The sequence below is a fragment of the Nocardioides furvisabuli genome (genome assembly GCF_021083185.1).
GTDB classification, from domain to species: domain Bacteria; phylum Actinomycetota; class Actinomycetes; order Propionibacteriales; family Nocardioidaceae; genus Nocardioides; species Nocardioides furvisabuli.
The window spans coordinates 26,782-52,016 of sequence record NZ_JAIGQB010000004.1 but is presented as its reverse complement, the minus strand read 5'-3'; the positions used below and the strand labels follow the sequence as shown (position 1 = coordinate 52,016).

The 25,235-nt window shown below is 72.6% G+C and carries 22 protein-coding genes; 12 read left to right on the top strand and 10 right to left on the bottom strand.

Features of this window, described 5'->3' with window-relative positions; translation table 11 throughout:
- Positions 1–33: 33 nt before the first annotated feature.
- Together K4G59_RS09410 and pepN are read right to left on the bottom strand one after the other, a co-directional pair.
- On the bottom strand, positions 34–1,680 hold the full coding sequence (locus K4G59_RS09410; protein ID WP_231250718.1) for an asparagine synthetase B family protein: 1,647 nt from the start codon (positions 1,678–1,680) through the stop codon (positions 34–36).
- Positions 1,681–1,688: 8 nt separating this feature from the next.
- Positions 1,689–4,115 carry an aminopeptidase N gene (gene pepN / locus K4G59_RS09405; RefSeq protein ID WP_231251082.1) on the bottom strand — a complete coding sequence of 809 codons (2,427 nt, stop codon included), beginning with the start codon at positions 4,113–4,115 and terminating at the stop codon, positions 1,689–1,691.
- 253 nt (positions 4,116–4,368) lie between these two features.
- Between pepN and K4G59_RS09400 the strand changes: the two genes are divergently transcribed.
- The 3 genes from K4G59_RS09400 to K4G59_RS09390 all read left to right on the top strand — a co-directional run bounded on the left by K4G59_RS09400 (position 4,369) and on the right by K4G59_RS09390 (position 6,691).
- A complete protein-coding gene (locus tag K4G59_RS09400) occupies positions 4,369–5,064 on the top strand; it encodes a 50S ribosomal protein L25/general stress protein Ctc (RefSeq protein WP_231250717.1) in 696 nt (231 codons plus the stop codon).
- 134 nt (positions 5,065–5,198) lie between these two features.
- Entirely contained in the window at positions 5,199–5,804 is a 606-nt protein-coding gene (pth, locus tag K4G59_RS09395) for an aminoacyl-tRNA hydrolase (RefSeq protein ID WP_372461806.1), read from the top strand.
- Positions 5,805–5,965: 161 nt separating this feature from the next.
- Entirely contained in the window at positions 5,966–6,691 is a 726-nt protein-coding gene (locus tag K4G59_RS09390; RefSeq protein WP_231250715.1) for a class I SAM-dependent methyltransferase, read from the top strand.
- 71 nt (positions 6,692–6,762) lie between these two features.
- On the opposite strand, the gene K4G59_RS09385 is transcribed toward K4G59_RS09390, so the two are convergent.
- A complete protein-coding gene (locus K4G59_RS09385; RefSeq protein ID WP_231250714.1) occupies positions 6,763–7,785 on the bottom strand; it encodes a hypothetical protein in 1,023 nt (340 codons plus the stop codon).
- Positions 7,786–7,941: 156 nt separating this feature from the next.
- Between K4G59_RS09385 and K4G59_RS09380 the strand changes: the two genes are divergently transcribed.
- The 7 genes from K4G59_RS09380 to K4G59_RS09350 all read left to right on the top strand — a co-directional run bounded on the left by K4G59_RS09380 (position 7,942) and on the right by K4G59_RS09350 (position 15,750).
- Positions 7,942–8,757, top strand: a complete 816-nt coding sequence (locus K4G59_RS09380; protein ID WP_231250713.1) for a glycosyltransferase family 2 protein — start codon at positions 7,942–7,944, stop codon at positions 8,755–8,757.
- Positions 8,754–9,884, top strand: coding sequence for a glycosyltransferase family protein (locus K4G59_RS09375; RefSeq protein WP_231250712.1), 1,131 nt, complete (start codon positions 8,754–8,756; stop codon positions 9,882–9,884). The genes K4G59_RS09380 and K4G59_RS09375 overlap by 4 nt, the downstream gene beginning before the upstream one ends.
- Positions 9,885–10,028: 144 nt before the next feature.
- Entirely contained in the window at positions 10,029–11,537 is a 1,509-nt protein-coding gene (locus K4G59_RS09370) for a lipopolysaccharide biosynthesis protein (RefSeq protein WP_231250711.1), read from the top strand.
- 4 nt (positions 11,538–11,541) lie between these two features.
- Positions 11,542–12,339, top strand: a complete 798-nt coding sequence (locus tag K4G59_RS09365; protein ID WP_231250710.1) for a hypothetical protein — start codon at positions 11,542–11,544, stop codon at positions 12,337–12,339.
- Positions 12,340–12,343: 4 nt separating this feature from the next.
- Positions 12,344–13,825 carry an O-antigen ligase family protein gene (locus tag K4G59_RS09360; protein ID WP_231250709.1) on the top strand — a complete coding sequence of 494 codons (1,482 nt, stop codon included), beginning with the start codon at positions 12,344–12,346 and terminating at the stop codon, positions 13,823–13,825.
- An 85-nt stretch (positions 13,826–13,910) separates the two neighbouring features.
- Positions 13,911–14,756: a glycosyltransferase family 2 protein gene (locus tag K4G59_RS09355; RefSeq protein ID WP_231250708.1), complete on the top strand. Its 846-nt coding sequence runs from the start codon at positions 13,911–13,913 to the stop codon at positions 14,754–14,756.
- A gap of 88 nt (positions 14,757–14,844) precedes the next feature.
- Positions 14,845–15,750 carry a hypothetical protein gene (locus tag K4G59_RS09350; protein WP_231250707.1) on the top strand — a complete coding sequence of 302 codons (906 nt, stop codon included), beginning with the start codon at positions 14,845–14,847 and terminating at the stop codon, positions 15,748–15,750.
- On the opposite strand, the gene K4G59_RS09345 is transcribed toward K4G59_RS09350, so the two are convergent.
- The 6 genes from K4G59_RS09345 to K4G59_RS09320 form a co-directional block, all read right to left on the bottom strand.
- Positions 15,728–16,975, bottom strand: coding sequence for a class I SAM-dependent methyltransferase (locus K4G59_RS09345; protein WP_231250706.1), 1,248 nt, complete (start codon positions 16,973–16,975; stop codon positions 15,728–15,730). The two genes, K4G59_RS09350 and K4G59_RS09345, sit on opposite strands and share 23 nt — an antisense overlap.
- A complete protein-coding gene (locus K4G59_RS09340; protein ID WP_231250705.1) occupies positions 16,956–17,609 on the bottom strand; it encodes a PIG-L deacetylase family protein in 654 nt (217 codons plus the stop codon). Before K4G59_RS09340 ends, K4G59_RS09345 begins: the two co-directional genes overlap by 20 nt.
- The gene (locus K4G59_RS09335) at positions 17,606–18,433 is read right to left on the bottom strand and encodes a glycosyltransferase family protein (RefSeq protein ID WP_231250704.1); all 828 of its coding nucleotides are present in this window, start codon (positions 18,431–18,433) and stop codon (positions 17,606–17,608) included. Before K4G59_RS09335 ends, K4G59_RS09340 begins: the two co-directional genes overlap by 4 nt.
- Positions 18,430–19,662: a class I SAM-dependent methyltransferase gene (locus K4G59_RS09330; protein ID WP_231250703.1), complete on the bottom strand. Its 1,233-nt coding sequence runs from the start codon at positions 19,660–19,662 to the stop codon at positions 18,430–18,432. The genes K4G59_RS09335 and K4G59_RS09330 overlap by 4 nt, the downstream gene beginning before the upstream one ends.
- On the bottom strand, positions 19,659–20,699 hold the full coding sequence (locus tag K4G59_RS09325) for an NAD-dependent epimerase/dehydratase family protein (RefSeq protein ID WP_231250702.1): 1,041 nt from the start codon (positions 20,697–20,699) through the stop codon (positions 19,659–19,661). Before K4G59_RS09325 ends, K4G59_RS09330 begins: the two co-directional genes overlap by 4 nt.
- Positions 20,700–20,902: 203 nt before the next feature.
- Positions 20,903–21,568: a polysaccharide deacetylase family protein gene (locus tag K4G59_RS09320; RefSeq protein ID WP_231250701.1), complete on the bottom strand. Its 666-nt coding sequence runs from the start codon at positions 21,566–21,568 to the stop codon at positions 20,903–20,905.
- Positions 21,569–21,730: 162 nt separating this feature from the next.
- Here K4G59_RS09320 and K4G59_RS09315 point away from each other — a divergent pair, with 162 nt between their 5' ends.
- Positions 21,731–23,170, top strand: a complete 1,440-nt coding sequence (locus K4G59_RS09315) for a glycosyltransferase family 4 protein (protein WP_231250700.1) — start codon at positions 21,731–21,733, stop codon at positions 23,168–23,170.
- Here K4G59_RS09315 and K4G59_RS09310 read toward each other — a convergent pair.
- Complete coding sequence (locus K4G59_RS09310) at positions 23,131–24,111, bottom strand: endonuclease/exonuclease/phosphatase family protein (RefSeq protein WP_231250699.1); 981 nt, start codon at positions 24,109–24,111, stop codon at positions 23,131–23,133. The two genes, K4G59_RS09315 and K4G59_RS09310, sit on opposite strands and share 40 nt — an antisense overlap.
- A 122-nt stretch (positions 24,112–24,233) precedes the next feature.
- Between K4G59_RS09310 and K4G59_RS09305 the strand changes: the two genes are divergently transcribed.
- Positions 24,234–25,160: a glycosyltransferase gene (locus tag K4G59_RS09305; protein ID WP_231250698.1), complete on the top strand. Its 927-nt coding sequence runs from the start codon at positions 24,234–24,236 to the stop codon at positions 25,158–25,160.
- Positions 25,161–25,235 lie beyond the last annotated feature (75 nt).

The window sequence follows — 25,235 nt, the reverse complement described above, 5'->3', positions numbered from 1 at the left end:
CGAGTCCTGCCCGTGTCGTGACGCGGGCAGGACTCAGCCCGTCAGGTCGCGGAGGTCCACCTCGCGCAGCACGTCGCGGTAGCGCGCCCACCAGGAGTGGAGCAGGCTGATCCCCTCGAGCCCGAGGCGCAGGTCCGGTCCCGGCTCGCCCCGGTCGGGAGCGTCGAGCCACGTCGTGAGCTCGGGAGCCAGCACGCCTGCGAGCGGGCCTTCGGCGAGCCGCTCGCGGTGCGCCGCGACGGCCGGTCCGGAGCACCAGAGCCGGAGCCGGCCGCCCGGCGGACGAGGGGAGGTCGCGGTCGACGGCATGCGTCCGATCTCGGGCGCGAGCGCCTCGAACGCCCGGGCGTAGAGCCCGTCGTCGTGCGCCGCTGCCTCCGTGGCGGAGAAGGACGCCATCGCGAAGTCATGGCTCGCGGCCGGCGCGACGATGTGGGACCGGCGGCCGAGCAGGCCGGTGGGATAGCAGGCCACCCCGCGGACGGTGCGGGTCCGGTAGAACGTCAGCGGTGCCTGCTGCGGCGCTCCCTCGAACTCCGCAGCCACCTCCAGGAACAGCCCGCGCGCGCGGTCCAGCAGTGGCGCCCGCACGTCCTCCGCGAGCGCCAGGTGGGCGTGGCCGAAGCGGCGTACTGAGTCGAAGAGAGCCAGGCTGGCCCGGCGCGGGTCGCTCCGGTCGAGCGTCTCCGCGGTGAAGAACCGCTTGCCGCGACCGAGCAGCACATCCATCGCGAAGCCGTCGGAGACGGGCAGGTCCTGCCGGGCGAGGTGGCGCGACAGCGGCACCAGCCACGCGTGGTCGACGAACTGGTGCTCCACGAGCCGCGCGCGGGTCTCCCAGTTGCGCGGGTAGTTGCCCGCCGCGGCGCGCAGGACCTCGAGGTCGAGACCGAGCGCGTCGGCGACCGGTCGTGCGAGTGCCTCCTCGAAGTCACCGCCCTCGTCGTCGCTGACGCTGACGGCGCGGGCCGCGAGGCCGGCCTCGGCGAAGGCGCAGGCCAGCATCCGCGAGTCGCGCCCGCCACTGAGCGGCACCAGCGTCGGGCGGCCGACCGCGGACACGGTGTCCCTCAGGGACTGTGCGAGTGCTGCGCCGGCCTCCGGTCCGGAGAGGTTCCGCTCGGCCTCGGCCCACGGCCACGTCGGCGCCGCCCGGTGGGCCCGGCCCCGCTCCCACGTCAGGGTCGACCACGGTTGGAGCCGGCGGACCTCGGCGAACGGGGTTCGGTCCGAGGCGGGGTAGCGCAGCGCGATGATCGACGACCACGCGTCCCAGTCGATCGTGAGCAGCCGCGGCGAGGACCGCACGAGCGGCTCGATGCGGGACGAGAAGTAGAGCGCTCCGTCGTCGACGGTCCAGTAGATCGAGCCCAGCCCGTTGACCGACGTGTGCAGCCGGCGGTGGCGGCCGTCGAGGACGAGCCCGCACGCGCCACGGCGGGCGGCGTCCTGCCAGTCGATCGCCCCGGCACGCCACGGCAGACCGTCGATCCAGCCGAGACCGCGGTGGCGCCGCCTGCCCCAGCGGAGGGGCTCGCGGTCCATCGCGAGGACGGAGGTGGAGTCCTCGTGGACGAACCGCACGTCGTCGCCTCCGAGTGCCGCCGCGACGCGACCCACGCGGTCGCGGTCGTAGCGTCCGAGGGCGCCGCAGACGAGCGGGCTGCGCAGCTCGGTCACGCCGCGTCTCAGAGAGTCCGGTCGAGGTCGTCGAGCGCGTCGTTCCACGCCCGGGCCAGGACCGTGGGGACATCACCGGTCGCGAGCGCCTCGGCGACCGTGGCCCGCAGCTGGCGGCGTACGGCGGGGGTGAGCGGCAGGCGTGGGAAGGCGTCGCCGACGCTGTCGGCCATCGCCTGGCCCGAGCGGAGCGCGAGGGCGAGGCCGTCGGTGACGTAGCGGGTGAGGTAGGGCTCGACCAGGTCGGCCTGCTCCCAGCCCCAGAAGCCGGCGCCCACCGCGTCGAGCTCGTGGGTGCTGAGCTCGCCGCCCATGAAGCGCTGCCACATCTCGGCCTTGGCCTCCGGGGTGGGGACCGCCGCGCGCGCCGACAGCGCGGCGTGGTGGCCGGCCACCGACTGGTCGCGCTCGGCCTCGGCGTCGATGTGGGAGGGGTCGCCGAGCTCGGCGAGGCGGTGGACCGCGGCCCACCGCACGCTGGGGTCGACGTCGTCGCGCTCGAGCCACTGGACGAGGAAGGTCCGGTCGGCGCTCAGCCGCGCCAGCACCCGGGACGCTCCGGGCGCGAGGAGCGGGTCGCCGCCCTCGACGGCTCCGCGCGCGATGTCGGCGATCACCGCGAGGTGCGCGGCGGCCTCTCCGGGCTCGTCGTACTGGCGCGTCACCAGCTGGAGCGCGCGCAGCACGCCCTCGACGACCAGCGGGTGCGACTCGGGCCGCAGGTGCCGGTCGGCCAGCGCGACGAGGTCGCCGACGCCGATGACCTGCGACTCGGCGAGGTCCACCGCGGTCCACCACAGCACCGCGCGGGTCAGGTGCGACTCGACCGACGACAGTCCGGCGGTGATCGCGGCCCACGACTGCTCGTCGGGCCGGATGACCGCAAAGGTCTCGTCGCCGGAGTTGGGCACCACGACCCGCCCGGCGAAGTCCTCGAGGCGCACGGGCTCCTCGCCGAGGTGCACGTCGCGGGCGTCGACGAGCTGCATCGCGTCGTCGTACGCCGACACGGTGAGGCGGTGCGGTCGCGAGCCCTCGCGGTGCAGGACCGGGACCCCCGCGTCGTCGCGGGTCACCACGAGCGTGTCGAACCCGGTCGTGCGCAGCCACGCCGCCGCCCAGGCGCGTACGTCGTGGTCGGTGGCGGAGTCGAGGGAGTCGAGGAACGCGGCCAGGTCGGCGTTGCCGAAGGCGTGCGCGTTGAGGTGGGTGTTGACGCCGGCGAGGAAGTCCTCCTGGCCGAGCCAGTGGCCCAGCTGCTTGAGCGCGGCGTTGCCCTTGGCGTAGGTGATCATGTCGAAGTTGGCGAAGGCGGTGTCGACGTCGACGATCTTGTCGGTGTCCTCGGCGATGGGGTGCGTCGAGCGACGGCGGTCCGCGCGGTAGCCGGTGGGCTTGCGGGTGATCGCGGCCGAGGTCCAGGCGTCGGTGTAGCCCGCGGCGACGCCGGCGACGTCGTAGCCCATGAAGTCGGCGAACGACTCGTTGAGCCACGAGTCCTCCCACCACCGCATCGTGACGAGGTCGCCGAACCACATGTGCGCCATCTCGTGCGCGATCGTCGAGGCCAGCCACTCCCGCTGCAGCTCGGTGGGCGTGCCCTGGGTCAGGCTCTCGTCGCGGTAGACGACGCAGCCGGGGAACTCCATCGCGCCCCAGTTGAGCCCGGGGGCGAAGACCTGCTGGTAGTCGGCGTAGGGGTACTCCGGCTCGAAGACGCTCGTGTAGTGCTGGAAGCAGGTGCTGGTGATGCGGCGCAGCTCGTCGGCGTCTCGGCGCAGCTCGCGCTTCTGCGAGGCCCGCGCGTGCCAGCCGAACGGCAACGTGCCGCCCGGCGCGGGGGCGTACGGCTCGTCCCACGTCACCGACACCCACGGCCCGCCGACGAGGGTGAAGAGGTAGGACGAGAACGGCGGGGTGGTGGCGAAGGTCCAGGTGTGCGGCGCCGCGTCGCCGCCCTCGCCCGGCGTGCGGTGCTCGAGCGGTCCGTTGGCGAGCACGGTCCAGTGCGCGGGCGCGGTCACGGTGACGGCGAAGGTCGACTTGATGTCGGGCTGGTCGAAGCAGGGGATCACCTTCTGGGTGATGTCCATCGACGTGTGCGCGCAGACGTAGCGCTCGCCGTCCGCCGGGTCGATCGTCACGGTCATGCCGTCGCCGTCGGTGACGTAGGGCATCCGCGCGGTGACGAGCACCTCGTTGTGGGCGGCGAGGTCGGGAAGTGCGATCCGCCCGTCGGCGTACGCCGCCGGCTCACCGTCGAGGGTGACGTCCGAGGCGCCGGTGAGCTCGAGGAACGTCGAGGCCCCCGGCTGCGTGCAGTCGAAGGTGATCCGCGCCTGGACCGTGAAGGCATCGGTGGAGGTGAGGTCGAGGTGGACCTCGGTGCGGACGTCGGTCAGCAGGTCGGCGCGCACGCGCGCCTCGGGGAGCATCAGGGGCACCGGGCCACCCTAGTTGCGCGGGAGCTGCGTGGATTCGACCCACCCCGGGGGGCGGGACTAGAGTTCTGTGGTTGCCTCGGCGAGGGAGCCCGACGTACGACCTGGGACTCCGTGATCGACTGGGCCGGCCTGCACCGCTGCGCCGCGCTCACGATCCGGAGCGCGGCGTTCGTCGTCTCCGCACCCGCCGAGGACCCACGAGCCAGGGCCGCCAGGCCCGACCACCCGACTGATGGAGAACCCCATGTCTGCCCCCGAGAAGATCGTCGCCGAGGCCCGCACCGAGTTCGGCAAGGGCGCCGCCCGCCGCATCCGTCGCGACGACAAGATCCCCGCGGTCATCTACGGCCACGGCAACGACCCGGTCCACGTGATCCTGCCCGGCCACCAGACGATGATGGCCCTCAAGCACGGCGGCGCCAACGCGCTCCTCGCGCTCGCGATCGACGGCAAGGAGCAGCTCGCGCTGACCAAGGACGTCCAGGTCGACCCGATCCGCCGCGTCATCGAGCACGTCGACTTCGTCGCCGTCATCCGCGGCGAGAAGGTCACCGTCGACGTCCCGATCCACGTCCTCGGCGAGGCCGGCCCCGACACGCTGGTCGTCAACGAGAACACGGTCGTCTCCGTCGAGGCCGAGGCCACCCACATCCCCGAGTTCTTCGAGGTCTCCGTCGAGGGCCTGCCCGCCGGTACCCAGATCCTCGCCAAGGACCTCGACCTCCCGTCGGGCACCACGCTGCTCGCCGACGAGGAGCTGCTCATCGTCAACGTGACCGAGCAGATGTCCGCCGCGGCTCTCGAGGCCGAGCTGGAGGAGGCCGAGGCCGACCTCGGCATCGAGCACGACGCGTCCGACGCCGAGATCGCCGACGCCCAGACCGAGGCCAAGGCCGAGGACGCCGCGCAGGAGTCCGGCGAGGCCAGCGGCTCCGAGTGACCTGCTGAGCGGGCACTTCCTCGCGCACAGACACACTGACCGGGCGATTCCTCGCGCTGCACTGCGAGGAATCGCCCGGTCGGCGCATTTCAGCGCGAGGAAGTGCCCGCTCGGTCGATGAAAGGATGACGCGCATGAGTGACACGCAGGACGGGGTCTGGCTGGTCGTGGGCCTGGGCAACCCCGGACCCGCCTACGCCGGGCACCGCCACAACATCGGCTACCTCGTCGCCGACGAGCTCGCGAGCCGGATGGGGAGCACCCCCGGAAATGTGCACTGGAGGTCGCACAAGTCGGGCCGGGCCGACGTCGTGGAGGGCCGGCTGTCGCTCGGCGGCCCGCGGGTCGTGCTGGCCCGCGGCCGCGGCTACATGAACGAGTCCGGTGGCCCGGTCAAGGCGCTCGCCACCTTCTACAAGGTCGCCCCCGACCACGTCATCGCGATCCACGACGAGCTCGACATCGCCTTCGGCACGCTGCGCATCAAGCTCGGCGGCGGCGACAACGGCCACAACGGGCTGAAGTCGATGCGCTCCTCGCTCGGCACTGGCGACTTCTACCGCGTCCGTGCCGGCATCGGACGCCCGCCCGGGCGCCAGGACGTGGCCGACTTCGTGCTGTCGAACTACTCGACCGTCGAGCGCAAGGAGCTGCCCTTCCAGGTCGGCGACGCCGCCGACGCGGTCGAGTCCCTCATCACCGAGGGCCTCGAGAAGACCCAGCAGCGCTTCAACTCCTGAGGCCCCGGGCTCGACGTCGGCCGCGGGTCACCAATATCGGCGAACAACGTCCGGGACGTCGCGGTCGGCCCCGGGGCCGACGCCACGATGGGCACGCCACACCGGGTGCCGACCGGGTCGCTCGGTGTGGACCAAGCTCGTCCACCGGAGGGACACCCGCCATGACCTCGCTCCTGTCACCTGCCGTCGTGGGACGACGTTCGCGCGACGCGCTGATCCGCGCGCGCGGGCGGGTGATCTTCGCCGTGCCGGACACGTGGCGCGGCCGGGTGGCCGCGGCGCTGCCCGAGCGCCTGGTGCCGCCGGAGATGCGGCCCGGCTTCTTCGAGCACTTCTTCGACGAGGGCGACCCCTTCGGGTTCGACCGCAACCCCGAGGAGCAGCTCAAGTTCGCGCGCACGCTCGAGGTCTGCGGCGGCGAGGGGCTCGGTCGCGTGCTGGAGCTCGGGTGCGCCGTCGGCTCGTTCACCGAGGTCCTCGCGCCGTACGCCGACCAGGTGCTGGCCCTCGACGTGTCGCAGTCCGCGGTCGACCGGGTGGCGCACCGGCTGGTCGCGCAGCCCCACGTCCGGGCGGTGGCGATGAGCATCCCGGCCGAGTTCCCCGAGGGCACCTTCGACGTCGTCGTCGCCTCCGACGTCCTCTACTACCTCCCCGTGGTCGAGCTCCAGCGGTGCGTCGAGCGGATCCACGCCGCCCTGGCGGCCGGCGGTGCCTTCGTCGCGGTCCACTACGTCCCGCGCATGGGCAGCCTGCTCAACGGCGACGAGGCCCACGACGTGGTCACCGCCCACGCGGCCCGGCTCGGGATGCGGCACGTGCTGGCCGAGCGGGCGGAGTTCGGCCCCGGCCGCACCTACCGCGTCGACCGTTTCGACAAGGCCTGAGCGGGCCTGAGCGGGCCTGAGCAGGCCTGAGCAGGCCTGAGCAGGCCTGAGCAGGTTTGCCGGCCGCCCGGTCAGCGACCGGGCTTCGGGCAGACCGTCGCCGCGGTCGGCGCCTCGACCCGCTCGAGCCAGTCCTCGCGCCACAGGGGCAGGTGCTCGCGGGCACAGAACCAGGCGCCGGAGGTGAAGTGGCCCTTGCAGATCACGTCCTCGAGGGCGATGCACTCCAGCTTCATGTGCAGCAGCTCGCCGGTCTGCTCGTTGACGAGCCTCTCGACCCGGCTGTGCACGCGGAAGGTCTGGCCGCAGTACTGCACCATCTCGTGGGTGAAGAGCATCCCGCGGTGCGCGCCCCCGGAGTTGAGGGTCCGCCCGATCTCCTCCTTGGACCGCACGCGGACCCAGTCGCCCGGCTGGAGGCCGAGCTTCTCCCCGTCGACGCGGTCCTTGCCGGCGACCTCCAGCGGGAGGTAGGGGCGCAGGCCGGCCTTGCGCGCCAGCTTGGTGACGAGGGCGCTGGAGCCGACCCGGACCAGCTCGGGGACCCCGACGTTGCCGACGCGGACCTCGCGGACGTACTGCCCGACGGCCATCTCCGGCATCGCGGTCGTGGCGCGGGTGGCCTCGGTGGCCTGGCAGCGGTACACCTCGCCCTTCTCGGGGTCGGTGCGGTGCGCCCCCGCCACGAGCAGCGGCAGCAGCCGCTCCGGCGCGACGGCGTACGGGCTCTCGTCGTCGCGCGCGTCGTCGGCGTGCTCGAGCCAGACCTCCTTCCAGAAGATCCGGCACTCCGCCTGGCAGCCGCCGTGGCCGGAGCCGTCGCAGCGGGTCTCGTTGAGCAGCACCGCGTCGGTCATCCGACGGCTGCGCGACTCCTCGCCCATGTAGTCGCAGATCTTCTCGAGCCGGCGGTAGACGGTCATCACCCGGCCGGCGTATGCCGTCATCTCGGGCATGAACGGCACGTTCTCGTAGGACCCTGTGTCGTCCAGCGTCGCGAGGACCTCGTCGAGGGGTCGCAGACGCACCCGGTCGCCGGGGCGCAGCGACCCCGGCTCGACGGGCTTCCTGGCCTGTCCGGTCGTGATCGTCATGGCTCCATCGAGCACGACGTGGCGCGGCGGACCGCCAGCAGGCGGGCGGTTTTGACCCAGAGAGGGTATGCCCGCCTGCCCGTGCCGGACCCAGAATCGCTGGAGGGGCACGACGACCGCACGCGCGGTCGTGGTCCGGGGAAGGGCGTGGGGCGCATGTGGCAACAGGCAGGCACGACCGTGCGGGAGGTCGTCCGCGCCCGGTGGGGCACCTGGCCGCCCTTCGAGGCCCGCAACAAGATGATGAACTGGCCTGCCGCCGTGGCCGCGGCGCGTACCGAGCGCGACGAGGTGCAGCGCCTCGGCGTCGGAGGGGGCGTTCCTTCCGCGAGGGTCGTCACGGTCGTGGCGACCTTCCGGCGTCCGGACTCGCTCGCGCGAGCCGTGCGCAGCGCGCTCGACCAGACGGTCGAGGACCACGTCGTCGTGGTCGTCGACGACGGCGGCGGCCTCCCCGGGCTCCCCGACGACGACCGCCTGTTCGCGGTCACGCTGTCGACCAACACGGGGCGACCGGGCGTGGTGCGCAACGTCGGCATCGCCCTCTCGTCCTCGACCCATCTCGCGTTCCTCGACGACGACAACACGTGGCGCCCGCACCACCTCGCCACCGCGCTGGAAGCCCTCGACCGCGGGGCGGACCTGGTCTACACGAGCGTCGAGCGCGTACGCCCCGACGGCACCACGCTCGACGTGCTGTCGCGCCCCTTCGACCGCCGGGCGCTCGCGCTGGCGCCCTACGTCGACACCAGCAGCATCGTCGTGCGCCGGGGCCCGGGGGTGCGGTTCAGCCGACTGGCGCGCTCGAGCCCGACGATCCCGGGAGAGGACTGGGAGCTGGTCTGGCGGCTGAGCCGCCGGCTGCGGGTGCGGCACGTGCCCGAGACCACCGTCACCTACCTCGTCAACCCCGACAGCTACTTCACCCGGTGGGACGACACCCCGCAGCCCGCAGGGGGCGTACGCCGATGAGCGCGCGCGTCGTCCTGGCCTCGCGCCGCGGGTTGGAGGAGAAGGTCTGGCAGGCGTCCCAGCTCGAGTTCGAGGACGTGGTCGCGGAGGTCGACGACGTGGAGTGGTGCCTGCCGCGCCCGCTCGGCGGCGGCCCGGCCCTCCACCTCGCCCACGGCGCGCTCAACCGGGCCGGCCAGCGGTGGGGCCGTGACCGCCGCGCGCGGATGCGGGCGCCGGCCGGCGCCGGCACCAGGGGCCGGGCGGACCTCTTCTTCGCCGTCCTCGCCGACGCCAACGAGATCGGGATGCTCCCGCACGTCGCCGCAGCCACGGACCGCGCCGCGGCCCGCGTCGCGTGGATCGTCGAGCTCTGGACCCCCCAGCTGGCGCAGGTCTCGGACTACCTCCGCCAGCTGCGCGGCTTCGACCACGTCATCGTGTCCAACCGTTCGGTGGTCGACGCGGTGCGGGAGATCACCGGCGTGCCGTGCACCTACCTCCCCCTCGCCGTCGACACCGACCGCTACGCGCCGCCCGCACACGACTTCCCGGCCCGCACCGTCGACGTGGCCAGCTGGGGTCGCCGCTTCGCCGGCACCCACGAGCCTCTCCTGCGGGCGATGGCCGACCACGAGCTCTTCTACCACTTCGACACCGTGAAGGGGCCGTGGTCGGTCACCGGCCACGCCGAGCACCGGCTCGCCCAGGCCCGGCTGCTGCAGCGGACCCGCTACTCGATCGTCTACCGGATCAACGACGAGGAGGGCCGCACCGATCGCACGGGTGGCGAGGAGTCGTTGACCAACCGCTACTTCGAGGCGCTGTCGGCCGGGACGATCATGCTCGGCACCGCTCCGGCCTCGGTCGAGTGGGACGACTGCTTCGGGTGGCCGGACGCCGTCGTCCCGATCCCGGTCCCTGCGCCCGGGGTCGTCGACGTCATCCGCGAGCTCGACCGCGATCCCGTCCGCCTCGAGCGGGCCAGGGTGGCCGCGGTCACGACCTTCCTGCGCCGCCACGACTGGGCGCACCGGTGGCGTGCCGTGCTGGCCCTGGTGGGGCTGGCTGAACTCCCGGCGCTCAGCGAGCGGCTGCACCGTCTCGAGGCGCGCGCGCTCGCGTGGGATGTACCAGCTCGGCTCTAGTCGTGCCCCGACGCTCGTCCGCCGCCTCGCCCTCCTGTACCCACTATTGGGCAGCATGCCCCGCGCGCCGCGCAGCCGCGTTCCGGGGCGAGGAGTCTGGAGCCGCGCTGGCGGCCATTGACGGCGCTGGGGGAGCGGTGATGGATGGGTGGGGGCCAGGTGACTAGCACGCACGAGTCGAGCAGCACGTCGTTCGATGCCGAGTCCGACGCCGACGGTGTGGCGGCTGCATCACGCCACACGATGCTGTCGCAGGTCCTCACCCAAGCCTCGCGCCTGGGGGTGAGCATTGTGCTCGCGCGGTTGCTCACGCCGCAGGACTTCGGCGTTGTCGCCGCCGGCATGGTGGTCATGGTGGTGGCGTGGCAGCTCACCGACCTCGGCACGTCCGCCGTGGTCATCCAGCGCGAGACTGTCGACGACACCCTTCTGAGCTCGCTCTTCTTCTTCAACCTGTTGCTCGGCATCTTCCTCGGTGTCCTCACAGTTGCCCTCGCCGGGCCGATGGCGAATGCTCTGGGACAACCTGCGGCCGCACCCGCCATCAGGGCGCTGGCCGCGGTCTCGGTCCTCGGGGCTGTGGGGAACATGCACCACGCCCTGCTGCGGCGAACGATGCAGTTCGGCAGGCTGGCGACCGTCAACATCGCCAACGCGACCGTCAACGGTGCCGTCGGGATCGGGCTCGCGTTCGCCGGGGCCGGTATCTGGGCGCTCGTGGTAGGAACCTTGGCCGGGGTGGCCGTGTCGACCGGCGGCGCCTGGCTGTACGTAGCGTGGCGCCCCTCGCCGAGGTTCAGCCTGCGCCGGCTGCGCGAGGTGGGGAAGTTCAGCATCAACTGCTTCTGGTCGAGCGCCCTGGCGGTCTTCTTCGCGCAGCTGGACAAGGTGGTCATCAGCCGAATGCTCGGCGGCGCGGCACTGGGCACGTACACGGTCGCGCAACGCACTGTGAGCTCCCCGATGAACGCGGTGAGCGCCACCGTCTCGACGGTGAGCTTCTCGGCCTTCGCGCGCGAGCAGGACAATCCGGAGACGCTTCGTTCGGGCGCCATTCGAGCGACAGGTGTGGTGGCCCTGGTGGTGCTGCCCGCCATGGTGGGCCTGGCGGTCCTGGCGGAGCAGGCGGTGCTGGTGGTCTACGGTGCGCAGTGGGAAGCAGCTGTCCCGGTCGTTCAGGTGCTCGCCCCAGTGGCGATCGTGCAGGCGGTGCTGAGCGTCACGTCGTCGGTGATGCTGGCGATGGGACGCAGCGACTGGCTCTACCGGTGGGGCTTGGCGTACTGCTTGGTGGGCGCCGTGGTCATGCTGATGTGCTCGCGTTGGGGATTGCTCGGTGTGAGCCTCGGATTGGCCGGGGTGATGGTCGTCCTGGCCCCGTTGGAGATGAAGATGTCTCTCAGCCTCATCGGCATGCGCCTGTCCACCTACTTGCGGCCCATGCTGCCGATGGTTCTCATCACGGCCGCCATGGCTGCGGTGGCGCGGCTGGCCGCCGGGGGGACCGGGCTCCTCGGGGCCGGCGTGGTACTTCAGCTGATAGCCGGGGCGTCGGCCGGCGTCGTGGCGTACGCCGCCCTGATTTGGCATTTCGGACTGCCGGCGGTCGACGACGCACGTCGGGTGCTGGGACGTTGGGCGAGAAGGAGATGACTGCATGGATGCCGTTGACATCCTGAAGATCTGTCTGCGCCGTTGGTACGTCATGCTGCCGATCCTGCTGGGGGCAGCCGGCGTGAGCTATCAACTCGTGGACTCACAGCAGACCACATACACCGCTGCGACCTCCTACGGGCTCGTCCAGCCTCAGCTACCTGACGGAGCGTCGGAAGCTGACCGCGACCCACTCGGCGCGGACGGCAAGGCGCTCGTGGGTGCGGCGCTGCAGGCCCAGCTGAACTCCCAGGAGACGCAGCGGAAGCTCGGCAGCTCCGCCACGCGCGGGTGGGGCCCAGGCGAGTCGGCGAATGGATCCTCCTACTCGGTGGAGATCCCGATGTACCAGACCACCTACGAGGTGCGGGCCTGGGGGCAGGACGAGCAGGCCGTCCGCGACGTGGTGGACCGGGTGGTGGCGGCGGCTCCTGGGATCACCGACGAGCTGCAGACTCGTGCGGGAGCCCCGGCAGCGGTGCGCTATCGGCCCTTCGTGCTGGCGCCGACGCAGGTGGAGGCACTGGCGTCGACCTCGGCAGCGAAGCTCGTCGTGGCGGTGATGGGTGTCGGGCTGTTGGTCGGTGCCGCATGGGCGATCGTGGCCGACCGGCTGCTGGGTCGGCGGCTCCAAGCGGAACGGACGATGACGAGATCGCCTCGGCCGGTTCTTCGGCCGGCGGGACCGCGGCCGACGCCATCACGCCAAGTTCCCACCGGCGACCCCGCCGTGCCCTCACCGCGCCAGCGCCTGTCACGCGCCCAGCTGCCCCCCAGTGGGCCATCCTCGCTGCGGAGGTGACGTCATGCCGGTCGATCCCCGCTTGAGACTGCACCGGGTGGTCGTGCCGCTCTCGCTGGCAGCGGGGGCGATCACGCTGGGATCGTTTGCAGTCCTGCCTCTCACGGGTCTGCTGCCGGGCGGTGCGACCGCGGCGCTGCTCGTCCTTGGTCTGCTCTTCGGGCTGCTCGTTCTCTCTGCGAGGGACGCGTGCTCGGTGCTCACATGGCTCGTCGTGCTGCTCTTCCTCGTGCCGCAGCCGTTCGTCCTCGTGGGGCCTCTGAAGTCGGTAGGCAACCCTGCCGGCCTTGTGGCACTGGGGGCGCTCGCCATCTGGGCCGCCTCGCGGGTTCTGGGCCTCATCGAAGCTCCGGAGCTTCACCCCGTCCGCTGGACATTGCTGGGCTTCTCTGTGGCTGCCCTCGCCTCGTACGGGGCGGGTCTGACGCGCGACCTCACCGCCGGCGAGGCTGCGAGCATGGACCGTGTCGTCTTCCAGCACCTCGCGCTCCTGGGCATCGGGCTGCTGGCTGTCGACGGCTTGGGAAGTCGCGAGCGCATCACGACGCTGCTCCAGCGTCTCGTCATGGTCGGTGGACTGGCTGCGTTCATCGGCATCCTCGAGTTCGTCTTCTCAGCGTTCGACTTCCGCAGCATGATGCTCCTGCCCGGGCTCACGACGAGTGCCGAACTGGACTCCTACAGCCGGTCCGGGTTCGACCGGATCGCCGCGGGGGCGTCGCACCCCATCGAGTTCTCGGTCGTGACCGCGGCGCTGGTGCCGCTGGCCATGCACTTCACCATCCATGAGCAGTCGGGGCGCTGGAAGTACTGGTTGGCGCTGCTCGCGCTGCTGTCGGCATTGCCCTTGAGTGTCAGCCGGTCCGGCTTCCTCACCCTTGCGGTCGGGGTGGCCTTCTACGTCGCGGCGCTGACCAACCGTGGCCGGTTGAACGTGCTCGTGCTGGGTGTCATCGGGCTCGGTGTCTTCCGGGCTGTGGTGCCGGGCCTGCTCGGCACCGTGCGCGGCCTGTTCCTGAACGCCGACACCGACCCCAGTATCTCGGGGCGGACGGAGGACTACGCAGCGATCCCTGGCCTCATGCAGGACCATTGGCTGATCGGTCGCGGCACCGGGACCTTTGTGCCGGACGTGTACTTCTTCCTCGACAACCAGTACCTGGCCACGCTGCTCCAAGGTGGCCTCGTGGGCCTGGTGGTATTCGTGGCCCTGCACCTCATCGGCCTCGGAGTGGCCCGCGGTGTGCGCCGACGCAGCACCGACCCGGAGCTGCGCAGCCTCGGCCAGGCGCTGGCGGCCACGATCGCCTCGCTCGGCGTGGCATCGTTCTTCTACGACTCGATCAGCTTCCGGCAGAGCGCCTTCCTGCTGGTCCTGGCGATCGGCTGTGCCGGCGCGCTCTGGACCCTCGTGCGCGACGAGCCCAAGCGGCATCACCGGGACGCGCCGACCGGGGCGAGGCTCGATCACCAAATTGGTCGATAGCCCCCGCGCTGCCCCGCGGCACCGCTCGTGGCGGCCGACGATGGAGTCCCCGGTCGGTCAGGCCGGGCCGGACAGGGGAGGGTCGATGGTGGTCGCGAGCGTCGTCGTCCCCGCGCACGACGAGGCGGCCTCCATCGCCCGCACCCTGCGCGCGCTGCGGACCGGAGTCGGTCCCGACGACCTCGACGTCGTGGTGGTGTGCAACGGCTGCCGCGACGCCACGGCGGACCTGGCGCGCGAGGCCGACCCCCGGGCACGGGTGATCGAGATCCCGACGCCCTCCAAGCGGGAGGCGGTGCGGGTGGGCAACACAGCCACCGACGTCTTCCCCCGCGTCCACCTCGACGCCGACATCGAGCTGACCGGCAGCGCACTCGTGGAGCTGGTGGCCGCCGTCCGGGAGGGCGGCGCGATGGCTGCAGCCCCCCGGCGCGCGGTGCCACGGGCCGGCTGCTCGCCATGGGTCCGGTGGTACTACGACGTGTGGGAGGAGCTGCCGCACGTCCAGTCGGGTCTCTTCGGACGTGGGGTCGTCGTGCTGTCGGAGGCGGGCCAGGCACGCGTCGAACACCTCGCGGGCCTGATGAACGACGACCTCGCCATGTCGGAGGCCTTCGGTCCCGGCGAGCGCCGCGTGGTGCCCGGCGCCGTCGCGGTGGTGCACCCGCCGAGGACGGTCGCCGATCTCGTACGCCGTCGCACCCGCGTGGCCACCGGCAACGCCCAGGCCACACGCCTCGGCGTACGCCGTACCGGGTCGCAGACCCGCGTCCGCACCCTGCTGAGCCTGGCGGTGTCGCGCCCGGGCCTGGCGGCGCGAGTGCCGGTCTTCGTCGGTGTCTACCTGCTCGCGTCGTTCGGGGCCCGCCGAGCGGTGAGGGTCGGCGACTTCGACACCTGGCAGCGCGACGAGAGCTCACGCACAGGCTGAACACACGACACATTCTGGGGATGCCACGGCGCCGGGGTTCTGGTTCCATGGACGGTCGCCTCGTCCCCACCCCCTTGGAGTCCTGCCCGTGACCTTCCGTCACCGCTCGGTCCTGACCGTCCGCTCCGCAGCCCGGTCCGTCGTGCTGCCGGCCACGCTGCTCGTCGCCTCGTTGGTCGTCGCGTCGGCTCCCACTGGCTCGTCCGCCGTCGCGCCGGGTGCCGGCACCGCCGCACCCGCGGGCGTCGGAGCCGCCACGGACAGGCGCGCCGACGCCCTGGCGCCCTGCCGGATGAAGCCGAACATGACCAACACCGGCGCGAGCGGCACGTTGCGCTCATCGAGCCGCACCGTGCTGGGGGACGGTGCGCGGCTGAAGAACGCCCATGTCTCCGAGCTCATGATCACCGGGACCGACGTGAGGGTCACCAACGTCCGCGTCGACGGTGCCCTCGACATCCTCGGCGAGAATGTGAGGCTCAAGCGGGTCACCGCCCCAGGCGTCGGAATATCCAGCGCGGTCAACGTGCTGGTCGCGAAGTCCAACATCGGCTACAGCCCCGCCGACGGCATCCACGTGACGTCCGACGGGGACCGCCTCGTGCGCAACGTGGTGCTGCGGTACAACCTCGTCCACCACCCCGAGGCACCTCCCGAGTCCCACTACGACGGCACGCAGGTGCGCGGCGTCGACGGCATGGTGATCCGGTGCTCGGTCTACCGGGCAGGTCCGTTCCAGGAGACCATGAACGCCAACATCTTCCTCGAGAACGCCAACGGCGGTGTGTCCGACGTGACGATCGCACGCAACTGGCTCTACGGCTCGGCATGGTCGGTGATGATCTCGGCGGACAGCGCCCGCCTCGTCGGCAACCGCGTGGGCGGCGACCCGCACTGGGGCTACTGCTACCTGAGCTCGGGCAAGGACTCCATCGAGGCGAGCGGCAACAAGACGACGGGCGGCAGAAGGGTCAGGCTCTGCGGCGAGGGGTGAGCACGCGCTCGGCCCCGACCCCGGCGTGGCCGAGTGCGAGCAGGCGGGCCCCGGGGCTCAGCCGGTCGAGCTCGGCGCGGATCTCGGTCGCGTAGACCGGGTTCATCGCCACCACCAGCTCGACCGCCTCGTCCGCGAGCGTGCCGGGCGCGACGATCGGGTGACCGGTGCCGGCGACGTGCTTGCCCCACAGGTGCGGGTTGACGTCGACGACGGCGTCGACCAGCCGGGCGGTCGGGCCCAGGGCGTGCAGGAAGGCCGTGCCCTTGGACCCCGAGCCCCACACGACGACCCGACCGGTGGGGGCGCTCTGCTCCACGGCGCGGGCCAGCGTGGCGACCTGCTCGCGCGCCGCGGAGCGGAACCGGTCCGCGTCCCGGGCCAGCCCCGCGGCCACGGACGAGGGCAGGCGCATCGGGCGCACGGTCCCGGTGGGAAGGGCCTCGACGTGGACGTACTGGCCCGAGTAGGCGAGCGTCGCGGCGTGCACGCTGAAGCCGGCGGACTCGAACAGCTCGACCGCCACGTCGCGGGTCAGGTAGTTGCAGTGCTCGTGGTAGACGTCCCAGAAGGCGCCCTCGGCCAGGATCCGGCCGGCCTCGGGCAGCTCCACCAGCACCGGCACGTCGTCGCGGCCGTCGAGGGCGGCGCGCAGGTCGCGCAGCAGCGCACCCGGGTCGTCGACGTGCTCGAGCACGTGGCGCATCGCCACCGCGTCCACCCCGGACAGGTCCGTGCCGGCACCGAAGGCCTCGGTCACCAGTGCCACGCGGTCGTCCGGCTCGCCGAAGCGAGCGGGGTCCAGGGTCGGGTCCATCGCCACGACCCGGCCCGCCCCCGCCGCCGCGAGGAGCCGGCTGAAGTCGCCGCGCCCGGCGCCGACCTCGAGGACCGTGCGGCCCTCGAGGTGCCAGTCGGTGACCCAGCGCCCGGCGAGCCCGCGCGCGTAGTCGAGGAAGGTGGTGGAGAACGCCTGCGAGTCCTCGTAGCGCGCGCTGTAGGCCATGGCGTCGGAGGAGAAGAGCCGGTTGGCCATCGCCCCGCAACCGTGGCAGAGCACGACTGCGAGCGAGCCCTGGCCGATCGCGACCGCATCGGCGCGGGTGTCCATGACCAGGCAGCTGTGCACCGGCACCGCGGCGACCTCGTGCACCGGCTGCCCGCCCGGACGCCCGCACACCGGACAGGCGCGACCGGCGTACGTCTCAGGAGGGGGAGCCGACAAGGTCGAGCCTCGCCTTCTGGACCACGAAGCCCTCGGCGTAGGGGGCGCGGCACTCGACGCCGCGCAGGCGCATCAGCGCCAGGAACGTCTCGTCGTCCCACCAGTCACGGCCGACCTGGGAGGGGTAGACCTTGGTGAGCAGCTCGGCCTTGCGGCGCGCGAGGTCCGCGGTCAGCGGGACGTAGTGGCTGACCCGGCCCAGGTCGCCGTCCCACTTGGGGATCTCGTAGTGCAGCACCAGCGAGTCGCGCCACACGGTCGGCACCAGCTCGGCGAGGAGCCGGTGGTCCTGGTGGCTGTCGTCGCGTCGGGGGACGAGCACGAGGTCGGGGGAGGGGCGCAGCCGGGCGGCGTCCTCGAGCGTGTCCTTGACCGCCGACCAGACCTCGGGAAGCCGTGAGTCCGGCAGGTCGGCGAACGCGACCGCGGCGCCGGGACCGTTGAAGGCGGTCACGGCGTGCTCGGCCTCGAGCCTGCGCTCCGGGGAGCCGGTGAGCACGAGGCAGTGCACCTCGACGCCCGGACGCTCGCGCAGCGCCAGGAGCGTGCCGCCGCACCCGATCTCGACGTCGTCGGGATGGGCCGCGACGGCGAGCACCTGCAGCGGCCCGTCGGGCAGGTGCAGGTCCCTCACGTCGTCGCCACCAGCCGGGGCGCCGGCACCGGCACGGGCACCGGTGGCTCGCGACGCCACAGTGCCCACGGGCTCTCGCCGGAGGCGTACAGGCTCTCCAGCGAGGCACGCTCCTTGAGCGTGTCCATCGGCCTCCAGAACCCGTCGTAGGGGATCGCGAGGAGGCGGCCGTCGCGCGCCGCACGCGCGCACGCGTGCGTCACGAGGTCGTCGCCCTCCTCGAGGTAGTCGAAGATCGACTGGCGGAAGACGAAGAAGCCGCCGTTGACCCGCAGCGGCAGGTCCTCGGCCGAGCGGAACCCCGAGGCCCGGTCGTCGTCGTCGGTCAGCACGACGTGGAAGGACCCGGGTGGACGGATCGCGAGGAGGGAGCCGACCGCGTCCGAGGCGGCCAGTCGGGCGACGAGCTGGTCCATCGGGGCGTCGGTGAGGACGTCGCCGTAGTGGGCCAGGAACATCTCGTCGTCACCGAGGTGGCGGCGCACCCGCCGCAGCCGCTCGCCGATCTCGGTGGTGAGGCCGGTGTCGACGAAGGTGATGCGCCAGTCACTGATGTCGCTGCTGAGCAGCTCGACGTCGCGGCCGCCGCCGGAGAGCACGAAGTCGTTGCTCGCCGTCTCCTCGTAGTGCAGGAAGTAGTCCTTGACGTACTGCGCTCCGTAGCCCAGGCACAGCACGAACTCCGTGTGCCCGAAGTGGGCGTAGTAGCGCATGATGTGCCACAGGACCGGCCGGTCGCCGACGGTCATCATCGGCTTGGGGCACGGGTCGTCACCGACGCGCATCCGCATCCCCATCCCGCCGCAGAACAGCACGACCTTCATTCGATCACCTCCAGGGTCGGGAGGGGGAAGACGAGCCGCGCCCCCCACTCGCGCGTGTGGGCCAGCTGTCGGGTGATCTCCTCGCGGAGGTTCCACGGCAGCACCACGATGTAGTCCGGCCGCTGCTCGTCGAGGTGCGACGGGTCGAAGATCGGGATGTGGGTGCCGGGCAGGAACTTGCCGTGCTTGAAGGTGTTGCGGTCGACGGTGAAGGAGATCAGGTCCGCACGGACGCCGGCGTGGTTGAGGAGCGTGTTCCCCTTGCCCGGAGCGCCGTACGCCGCCACGGATGCGCCCTCGCGGGAGCGCTCGACGAGGAACTGCACGAGGTCGTTGCGGGCCGTGGCGACCGAGCGGGCGAAGCCGTCGTGGCCCTCGACCGTGTGGAGGCCGGCCGCCTCCTCGTCGGCGAGGATCTTCGCCACCGCGTCGCTGGGCGCGCCTGCTGCGGCGGTGGGCCGCGACCAGGTCCGCAGCGACCCGCCGTGGGTCGAGAGCTCCTCGACGTCGACGACGGTGAGCCCCGCCGCCTCCAGCACCCGCTGCGTGGTGAGCAGGGAGAGGTAGGAGTAGTGCTCGTGGTAGATCGTGTCGTAGAGGTTGCCCTCGATGAGCCGCAGCAGGTGCGGGATCTCGATGGTCACCGTTCCCGACTCGCCGGCCAGGGTCCGCAGGCCGCGGGCGAAGTCGACGATGTCCGGCACGTGCGCGAAGACGTTGTTGGCCGCGACCAGGTCGGCCGCGCCGTGCTCGGCGACGAAGGCGCGTGCGGTCCCCTCCCCGACGAAGGCCACGGTCGTGGGGATGCCCTTCGCGACGGCCGCCTCGGCCACGTTGGCGGCCGGCTCGATGCCGTGGCACCGGATGCCGCGCGCGGCGACGTGCTGGAGCAGGTAGCCGTCGTTGCTGGCGACCTCGACGACGAACGCGTCGTCGCCCAGCCGCAGCCGCGCGAGCGCGTCCTCGACGAAGCGGCGGGCGTGCTCGACCCATGAGTCGCTGAAGGAGGAGAAGTAGGCGTAGTGGCTGAAGATGTCCTCGGCCGAGATGTAGGCCGGCAGCTGCACCAGCAGGCAGGCCTCGCAGATGCGCACGTTGAGCGGGTAGAACGTCTCGCCGCGGTCGAGCTCGTCGGCCGACAGGTAGCTCTCGCACGGCGGCGACATGCCGAGGTCGACGAAGGTCCGACGCAGGTCGGCGCCGCAGAGGCGGCAGGCGGGCAGGCTCACGACGCCACCTCCTCGAGGTGCGTCATGCGCAGGTCCGGGCCCAGCCGGCCCTGTGACTGCAGCTCGCGGATCCGCGCCAGGCGGACGAACCGCGGACCCTCGAAGTCCTCGGCGACCAGACCGCGCTCGGCCATGTCCCGGGCCAGCTCGGCGATGCCGTCGGGGATCGTCCAGGTCGGCACGAAGCCGGGCAGCTCGCGGCCGATCCGGGTGAAGTCGACGCGGTAGTCGCGGGTGTCGGGCCCGGCGCCGTCGGCGAAGGTCACCGGCACGTCGAGGGCCTGCGAGACCGCCAGCGCGATGTCGCGCACCTGGACGACGTCGACGTCGCGACCCACGTTGTAGGCCCGGTCGTGGACGGTCTCGGTCGGTGCGGCCAGCACGGCGGCGAAGGCCCGCGCGATGTCCTCGGCGTGCACCAGCGGGCGCCACGGCGAGCCGTCGCTCTGCAGCTGCACGTGGCCGCGGGTGAAGGCGGTGCCGGTGAGGTTGTTGACCACGATGTCGGCGCGCAGCCGCGTCGAGGAGCCGTACGCCGTCGCGTTGCGCAGGTAGGTCGGGCTGAAGTCGTCGCCGGCGAGCGCGGAGATCCCCTCCTCCGCGAGCACCTTGCTCTCGCCGTAGGGCGTCACCGGGCGGAACGGCGCGCCCTCGTCGACGACTCCGTCTCCGGCGGCGCCGTAGAGCGAGCACGAGGAGGCGAAGAGGAACCGGCCCACCCCGGCGGCCCTCGCGGCGCGGGCGGTGTGGATCGCGCCGCGCGCGTTGACCGAGAAGGTGGCCTCGGGGTTGAGGTGCCCCACCGGGTCGTTGGAGATGGCTGCGAGGTGCACCACCGCGTCGATGCCGCGCAGGTCGGCGGGCTCGACGTCGCGCACGTCACCGGTGCGCTGCTCGTAGTCGGTGAACGGTCGACCGAAGTCGCAGCCGTCGTACCACCCCGCGTCGAGTCCGACCACGTCGTGGCCGGCACCCACGAGGTGGGGCACCATCACCGAGCCGAGGTAGCCCCGGTCTCCTGTCACGAGCACCCTCATGGCGCACCCGCGCCCGTCGTCGCGCCCGCGGTCATCACGCCTTCGTTCATCGTCACGCTCACCGTCCCCCGGAGAAGTTCCTGCCTGGATGTGTGCCCCACTGCGGCGGGCGCGCGGCCCCCGCGGTCAGCCCACCCTGTGCCACGTCCGTGACGCGGCGGGCGGATCGGTCGGCGACATACCACCGACTGGGTACTGGTGCCTCACAGCGCGCGCTTCACGAGTGACACCGCGCCGTTGCGGACCCGTCGCGCGGGGGCCAGGGAGGCGAGCATCCGCGCGCGGAGCGAGGCGGCGGTGTCGTCGGCGCGGACGCTGAACCGCGGCCGGACCCACGCCCCCGGCCGTGCCGGGCGCTGGTCGCTGACGTTGACCTCCGCGCACCCGTCGGACCGCAGGAGTGCCAGCGTGTGGCGGTCGTAGCGACCGAGCGGGGCTGCCGCCCGGTCGACACGGCGACCGAGCAGGTCCTCGAGCGCCCGGCGCGGGGCGAGGACCTCCTCGCGGGCGAGCGCCCCGCGCAGGCCGGCCCACGGCCGGTGGGTCAGCCCGTGCGTGCCGACGTCCATCCCGGCCTCGAGCAGCTCCTCGAGGCCCTGCGCCGAGAGGCTCCACGCGTCGCCCAGCCGACCGACGACCGGGAAGAAGGTCGCGCGCGCCCCGCGCTCGAGGAGGGCGGGTGCGACGACGTCGAGGTCCGAGGTGTTGCCGTCGTCGAAGCTCAGCGCGACGCCCGGTGCCGCCACCGCCCAGTCGAGCAGCTCGAGGAACCGGTCCCGCGAGACCCAGTAGCCGGCCTCGCCGGGCTCTCGCTCGTGGGTCGGCACGCCGACGCCGTGGAAGCAGACGGTGAACAGGGGGGCGGCCACGGCACGGACGCTAGGCGGGTCGACGGGCCCCGACCGGGCTCCGGCACGCACGTCCCCCGCATGGGGCATTTCGACGCGAGCCGGCTCGAGGCGACGACGGCCGTTCCTAGTGTCCGGGTCCAGAACCGGCTCCGAGGGGGGCTGCGAGGGGGGATGGCAGCGATGGTCAGCAGCAGGTCGAGGACACCGCACCCGGCGGCACGGCACGTGCTGGTCGTCGTGCAGAACCTGCCGGTCCCGCTGGACCGCCGGGTCTGGCTGGAGTGCCAGGCGCTGAGGGCCCACGGCTACGACGTCAGCGTGATCTGCCCGAAGGGTCCCGGCGACCCGCGTCGCCAGGTGATCGAAGGCGTCCACGTCTACAAGTACCGTCCGCCTCCAGCCGCGCGCGGCCTCCTCGGCTACGCCCTTGAGTTCGTCTACTGCTGGGTGCGCACGGCGCTGCTCTCGCGCGTCGTGTGGCGACGCCAGCCCTTCCACGCCCTCCAGGCCTGCAACCCACCGGACACCTACTGGCTGCTGGCCCGGATGTGGCAGCGGCGCGGGGTGCGGTTCGTCTTCGACCACCACGACCTCAACCCCGAGCTCTTCCTCTCCCGCTTCGGACCGCCGACCTCGCTGCGCGAGCGCTGCGAGCTGCGCGCGCTGACCTGGCTCGAGCACCAGACCTTCCGCGCCGCCGACCGGGTCATCTCCACCAACCAGTCCTACCGTCGGATCGCGCTGTCTCGCGGCGGGTGCGAGCCGGCGATGGTGAAGGTCGTGCGCAGCGGGCCCGACACCAGCGCGATGCGCCCGCTCGTACCTCCGCAGCGCCCTGCCGACGACCCCTACGTGCTCGCCTACCTCGGCATCATGGGCCCGCAGGACGGCGTCGACACCGTGCTGGACGTGATGGAGGAGCTGGTCCGCGTCCGCGGGCGACGTGACGTGCGGGCCGTGCTGATGGGCTTCGGCGACTGCCTCGAGCAGCTGCGTGCCGACTGCACCGCCCGCGGCCTCGACGACGTCGTCACCTTCACCGGCCGGGTCGACCGCGCCCAGATCGCGGAGCACCTGAGCGCGGCCGACATCGGCCTGTGCCCCGACGCGAAGTCGCCGCTCAACGACGTGTCGACGATGAACAAGACGATGGAGTACATGGCCTACGCCCTGCCCTCGGTGTGCTTCGACCTCACCGAGACGCGCGTGTCCGGCGGCGAGACCGCCTGCTACGCACCGGCCGGCGACGTCACGGCCTTCACCGACCACGTCGAGCGGCTGCTCGACGACGAGGACCTGCGGGTCGAGCTGGGCCTGCAGGCCCGGCAGCGGGTCTGCGACCTCCTGGACTGGCGACAGCAGGCCGAGGTCTACGTCTCGGTCTTCCGCGACCTGCTGGGCGCCGCGCCGCGGGTGCCCCGGCCGCGCTCGCGCACCCGCGCGAGCGGAGCGACCGGCACCTCCGGACCCGTGGGCTGGCACGACGAGCTCGGCCGCGCGTACGTCGACCTCCGCGCCCCGGGTGAGCTCGAGGCGCTCGTGCGCCACCGCGGCCGCCGACCCACGGTGGTGCGGTTGCCTCAGCGTGCGCCGGAGATCCTGGCCAGCACCCCGCGGTGATCGGCGCCGGCCAGCTCGACCGTGTCGTACGCCGTGACCACGAGCTCCGGCGACGTCATCACGTGGTCGATCGCGGCGAAGGCCGGCACCGGCACCCCGAGCCGTCGCTCGCGCCCGCCCGCCGGCCACGTCGGTGACCAGCCGGCGTTGACCTGTGCCGCGGCGTCGGCGAGGCCCAGGACGACCAGCCGCCGCACCGGGGCGTGGGCAGGGGTGGCGTTCAGGTCGCCGGCCAGCACGAGCGCCGCCCCGGGGTCGGACACGAGGGGTGTGAGCGCGGCGAGCACCTCCGCATGGTCGGCGTGCCACTCCTCCGTCCGGTAGGGCGGCGCGGTGTGGACCGCGGCGACGGTGACCTCGCCGATGCCTGCGACGTGCAGGCCGACGAGCCTGCTCTCCGAGCCCGGGTGGAGCCGGCGGGTCCACGCCAGCGGCAGCCGGCTGAGCACGACGGCATCCTCCGTCCCCACCCCCGCCGCGTGGGGGAGCTGCTCCTCGATCCCGGCCGCCAGGAGATCGTCGACGCGTCCGTTGCCCGCGTCGGTGAGCACGAGCACGTCGACGTCCTCGCGGCGCACGAGCTCGACCAGGGCGTCCGCGTCGCCGTGCTCGAAGTTCTGCGCCAGCACGACCACCGACGCGGGCCCGCCGGCGTGCAGCGCCCCGGTGTAGAGCGGCGCGAGCCACCAGCAGTGCGCGAGCAGCAGCACCGCGGCCGCGACGACGACGCCGAGCCGGAGCGGTCGGGGCGCCGTCCACCGGGCGGTGCCCGCCAGCGCCAGGGCCAGCGCCGCGAGCGGGACACCGAGCGGGGTGAGGGAGACCGCCTCCACGAGACGACGGGAGGTCGGGTCGGTGACGCGCAGGCAGGCCAGCACCAGCGCGGCCAGCAGCAGCCCGAGCACCGCCAGCGTGCCGGCCGTGGACGCCCAGCGCCGCATCGCCCCTCCTCCCCCTGCGCCACTCAGGAAACGCTGCCCGCGAGCCCGGGCCGCGGCCGCTGTGCGGTCTTCGCCCATTTCGGGGGCGAGGGACGACCACGGGCGAACCTACGATCGACCCCATGACCGGGGCCGGCAGCGACGAGGTCGTGGTGGTCGTGGTGACCTACGAGAGCGCCGCGCTCGTCGCGGACCTGGTGGCCTCGCTGCCGGCCGGCATGGGCGACCTCGCCTGGCGACTCGTGGTGGTCGACAACGCGTCGGGCGACGGCACCCCCGACGTGGTGCGGGCCGCGGCCCCCGACGCCGTCGTGCTCGAGATGGGCCGCAACGCCGGCTACGCCGCCGGGATCAACGCGGGTGCGGCGTACGCCGGACCGGGCCGGGCGCTGCTGGTGCTGAATCCCGACGTCCGGCTGACGGCGGGATGCGTGCCGGCCCTGATGGCCGCCCTCGACGAGCCCGGGACCGGGGTGGCCGTGCCGCGGCTGCTCGACGGCGACGGCGTCCTGGTGCCCTCGATGCGGCGCGAGCCCACCCTGGTGCGCGCCGTCGCCGACGCGGTGCTCGGCGCCTCGCGTGCCGGGGGCGTGGGCCGCCTCGGCGAGATGGTGACCGAGGTGGGGGAGTACGACCGGGCGCAGCCGACCGACTGGGCCGAGGGCTCGACCCAGCTCGTCTCGGCGGAGTGCTGGCGCCGGTGCGGGCCGTGGGACGAGAGCTTCTTCCTCTACTCCGAGGAGACCGACTTCCACCTCCGGGTCCGCGACCACGGGCTCACCACGCGCTACGTCCCCACGGCCGTGGCCGTGCACCTCGGCGGGGACTCGACCACCTCACCGCGCCTGTGGTCGATGTTGGTCGCCAACCGGGTCAAGCTCTTCGCCGGGCGCCACGGTCCGCTGCGCTCCGCGGCCTACTGGTCCGCGCTCCTGGCTCGCGAGGCGAGCCGGGCGGTGCTCGGCCGCGCGACCTCGCGCCGCGCCGTGCGCACCCTGCTCAGTCCGTCCGCCCTGCGGGCCCCGCGCGGGCCCGGGTGGGGCACCTGAGCCCGATGCCCCGGCACACGTCCCCCGACTTGGGTATGCGTCGTCACAGGGCCCCGCGACCCCGTCCGTCGCGAC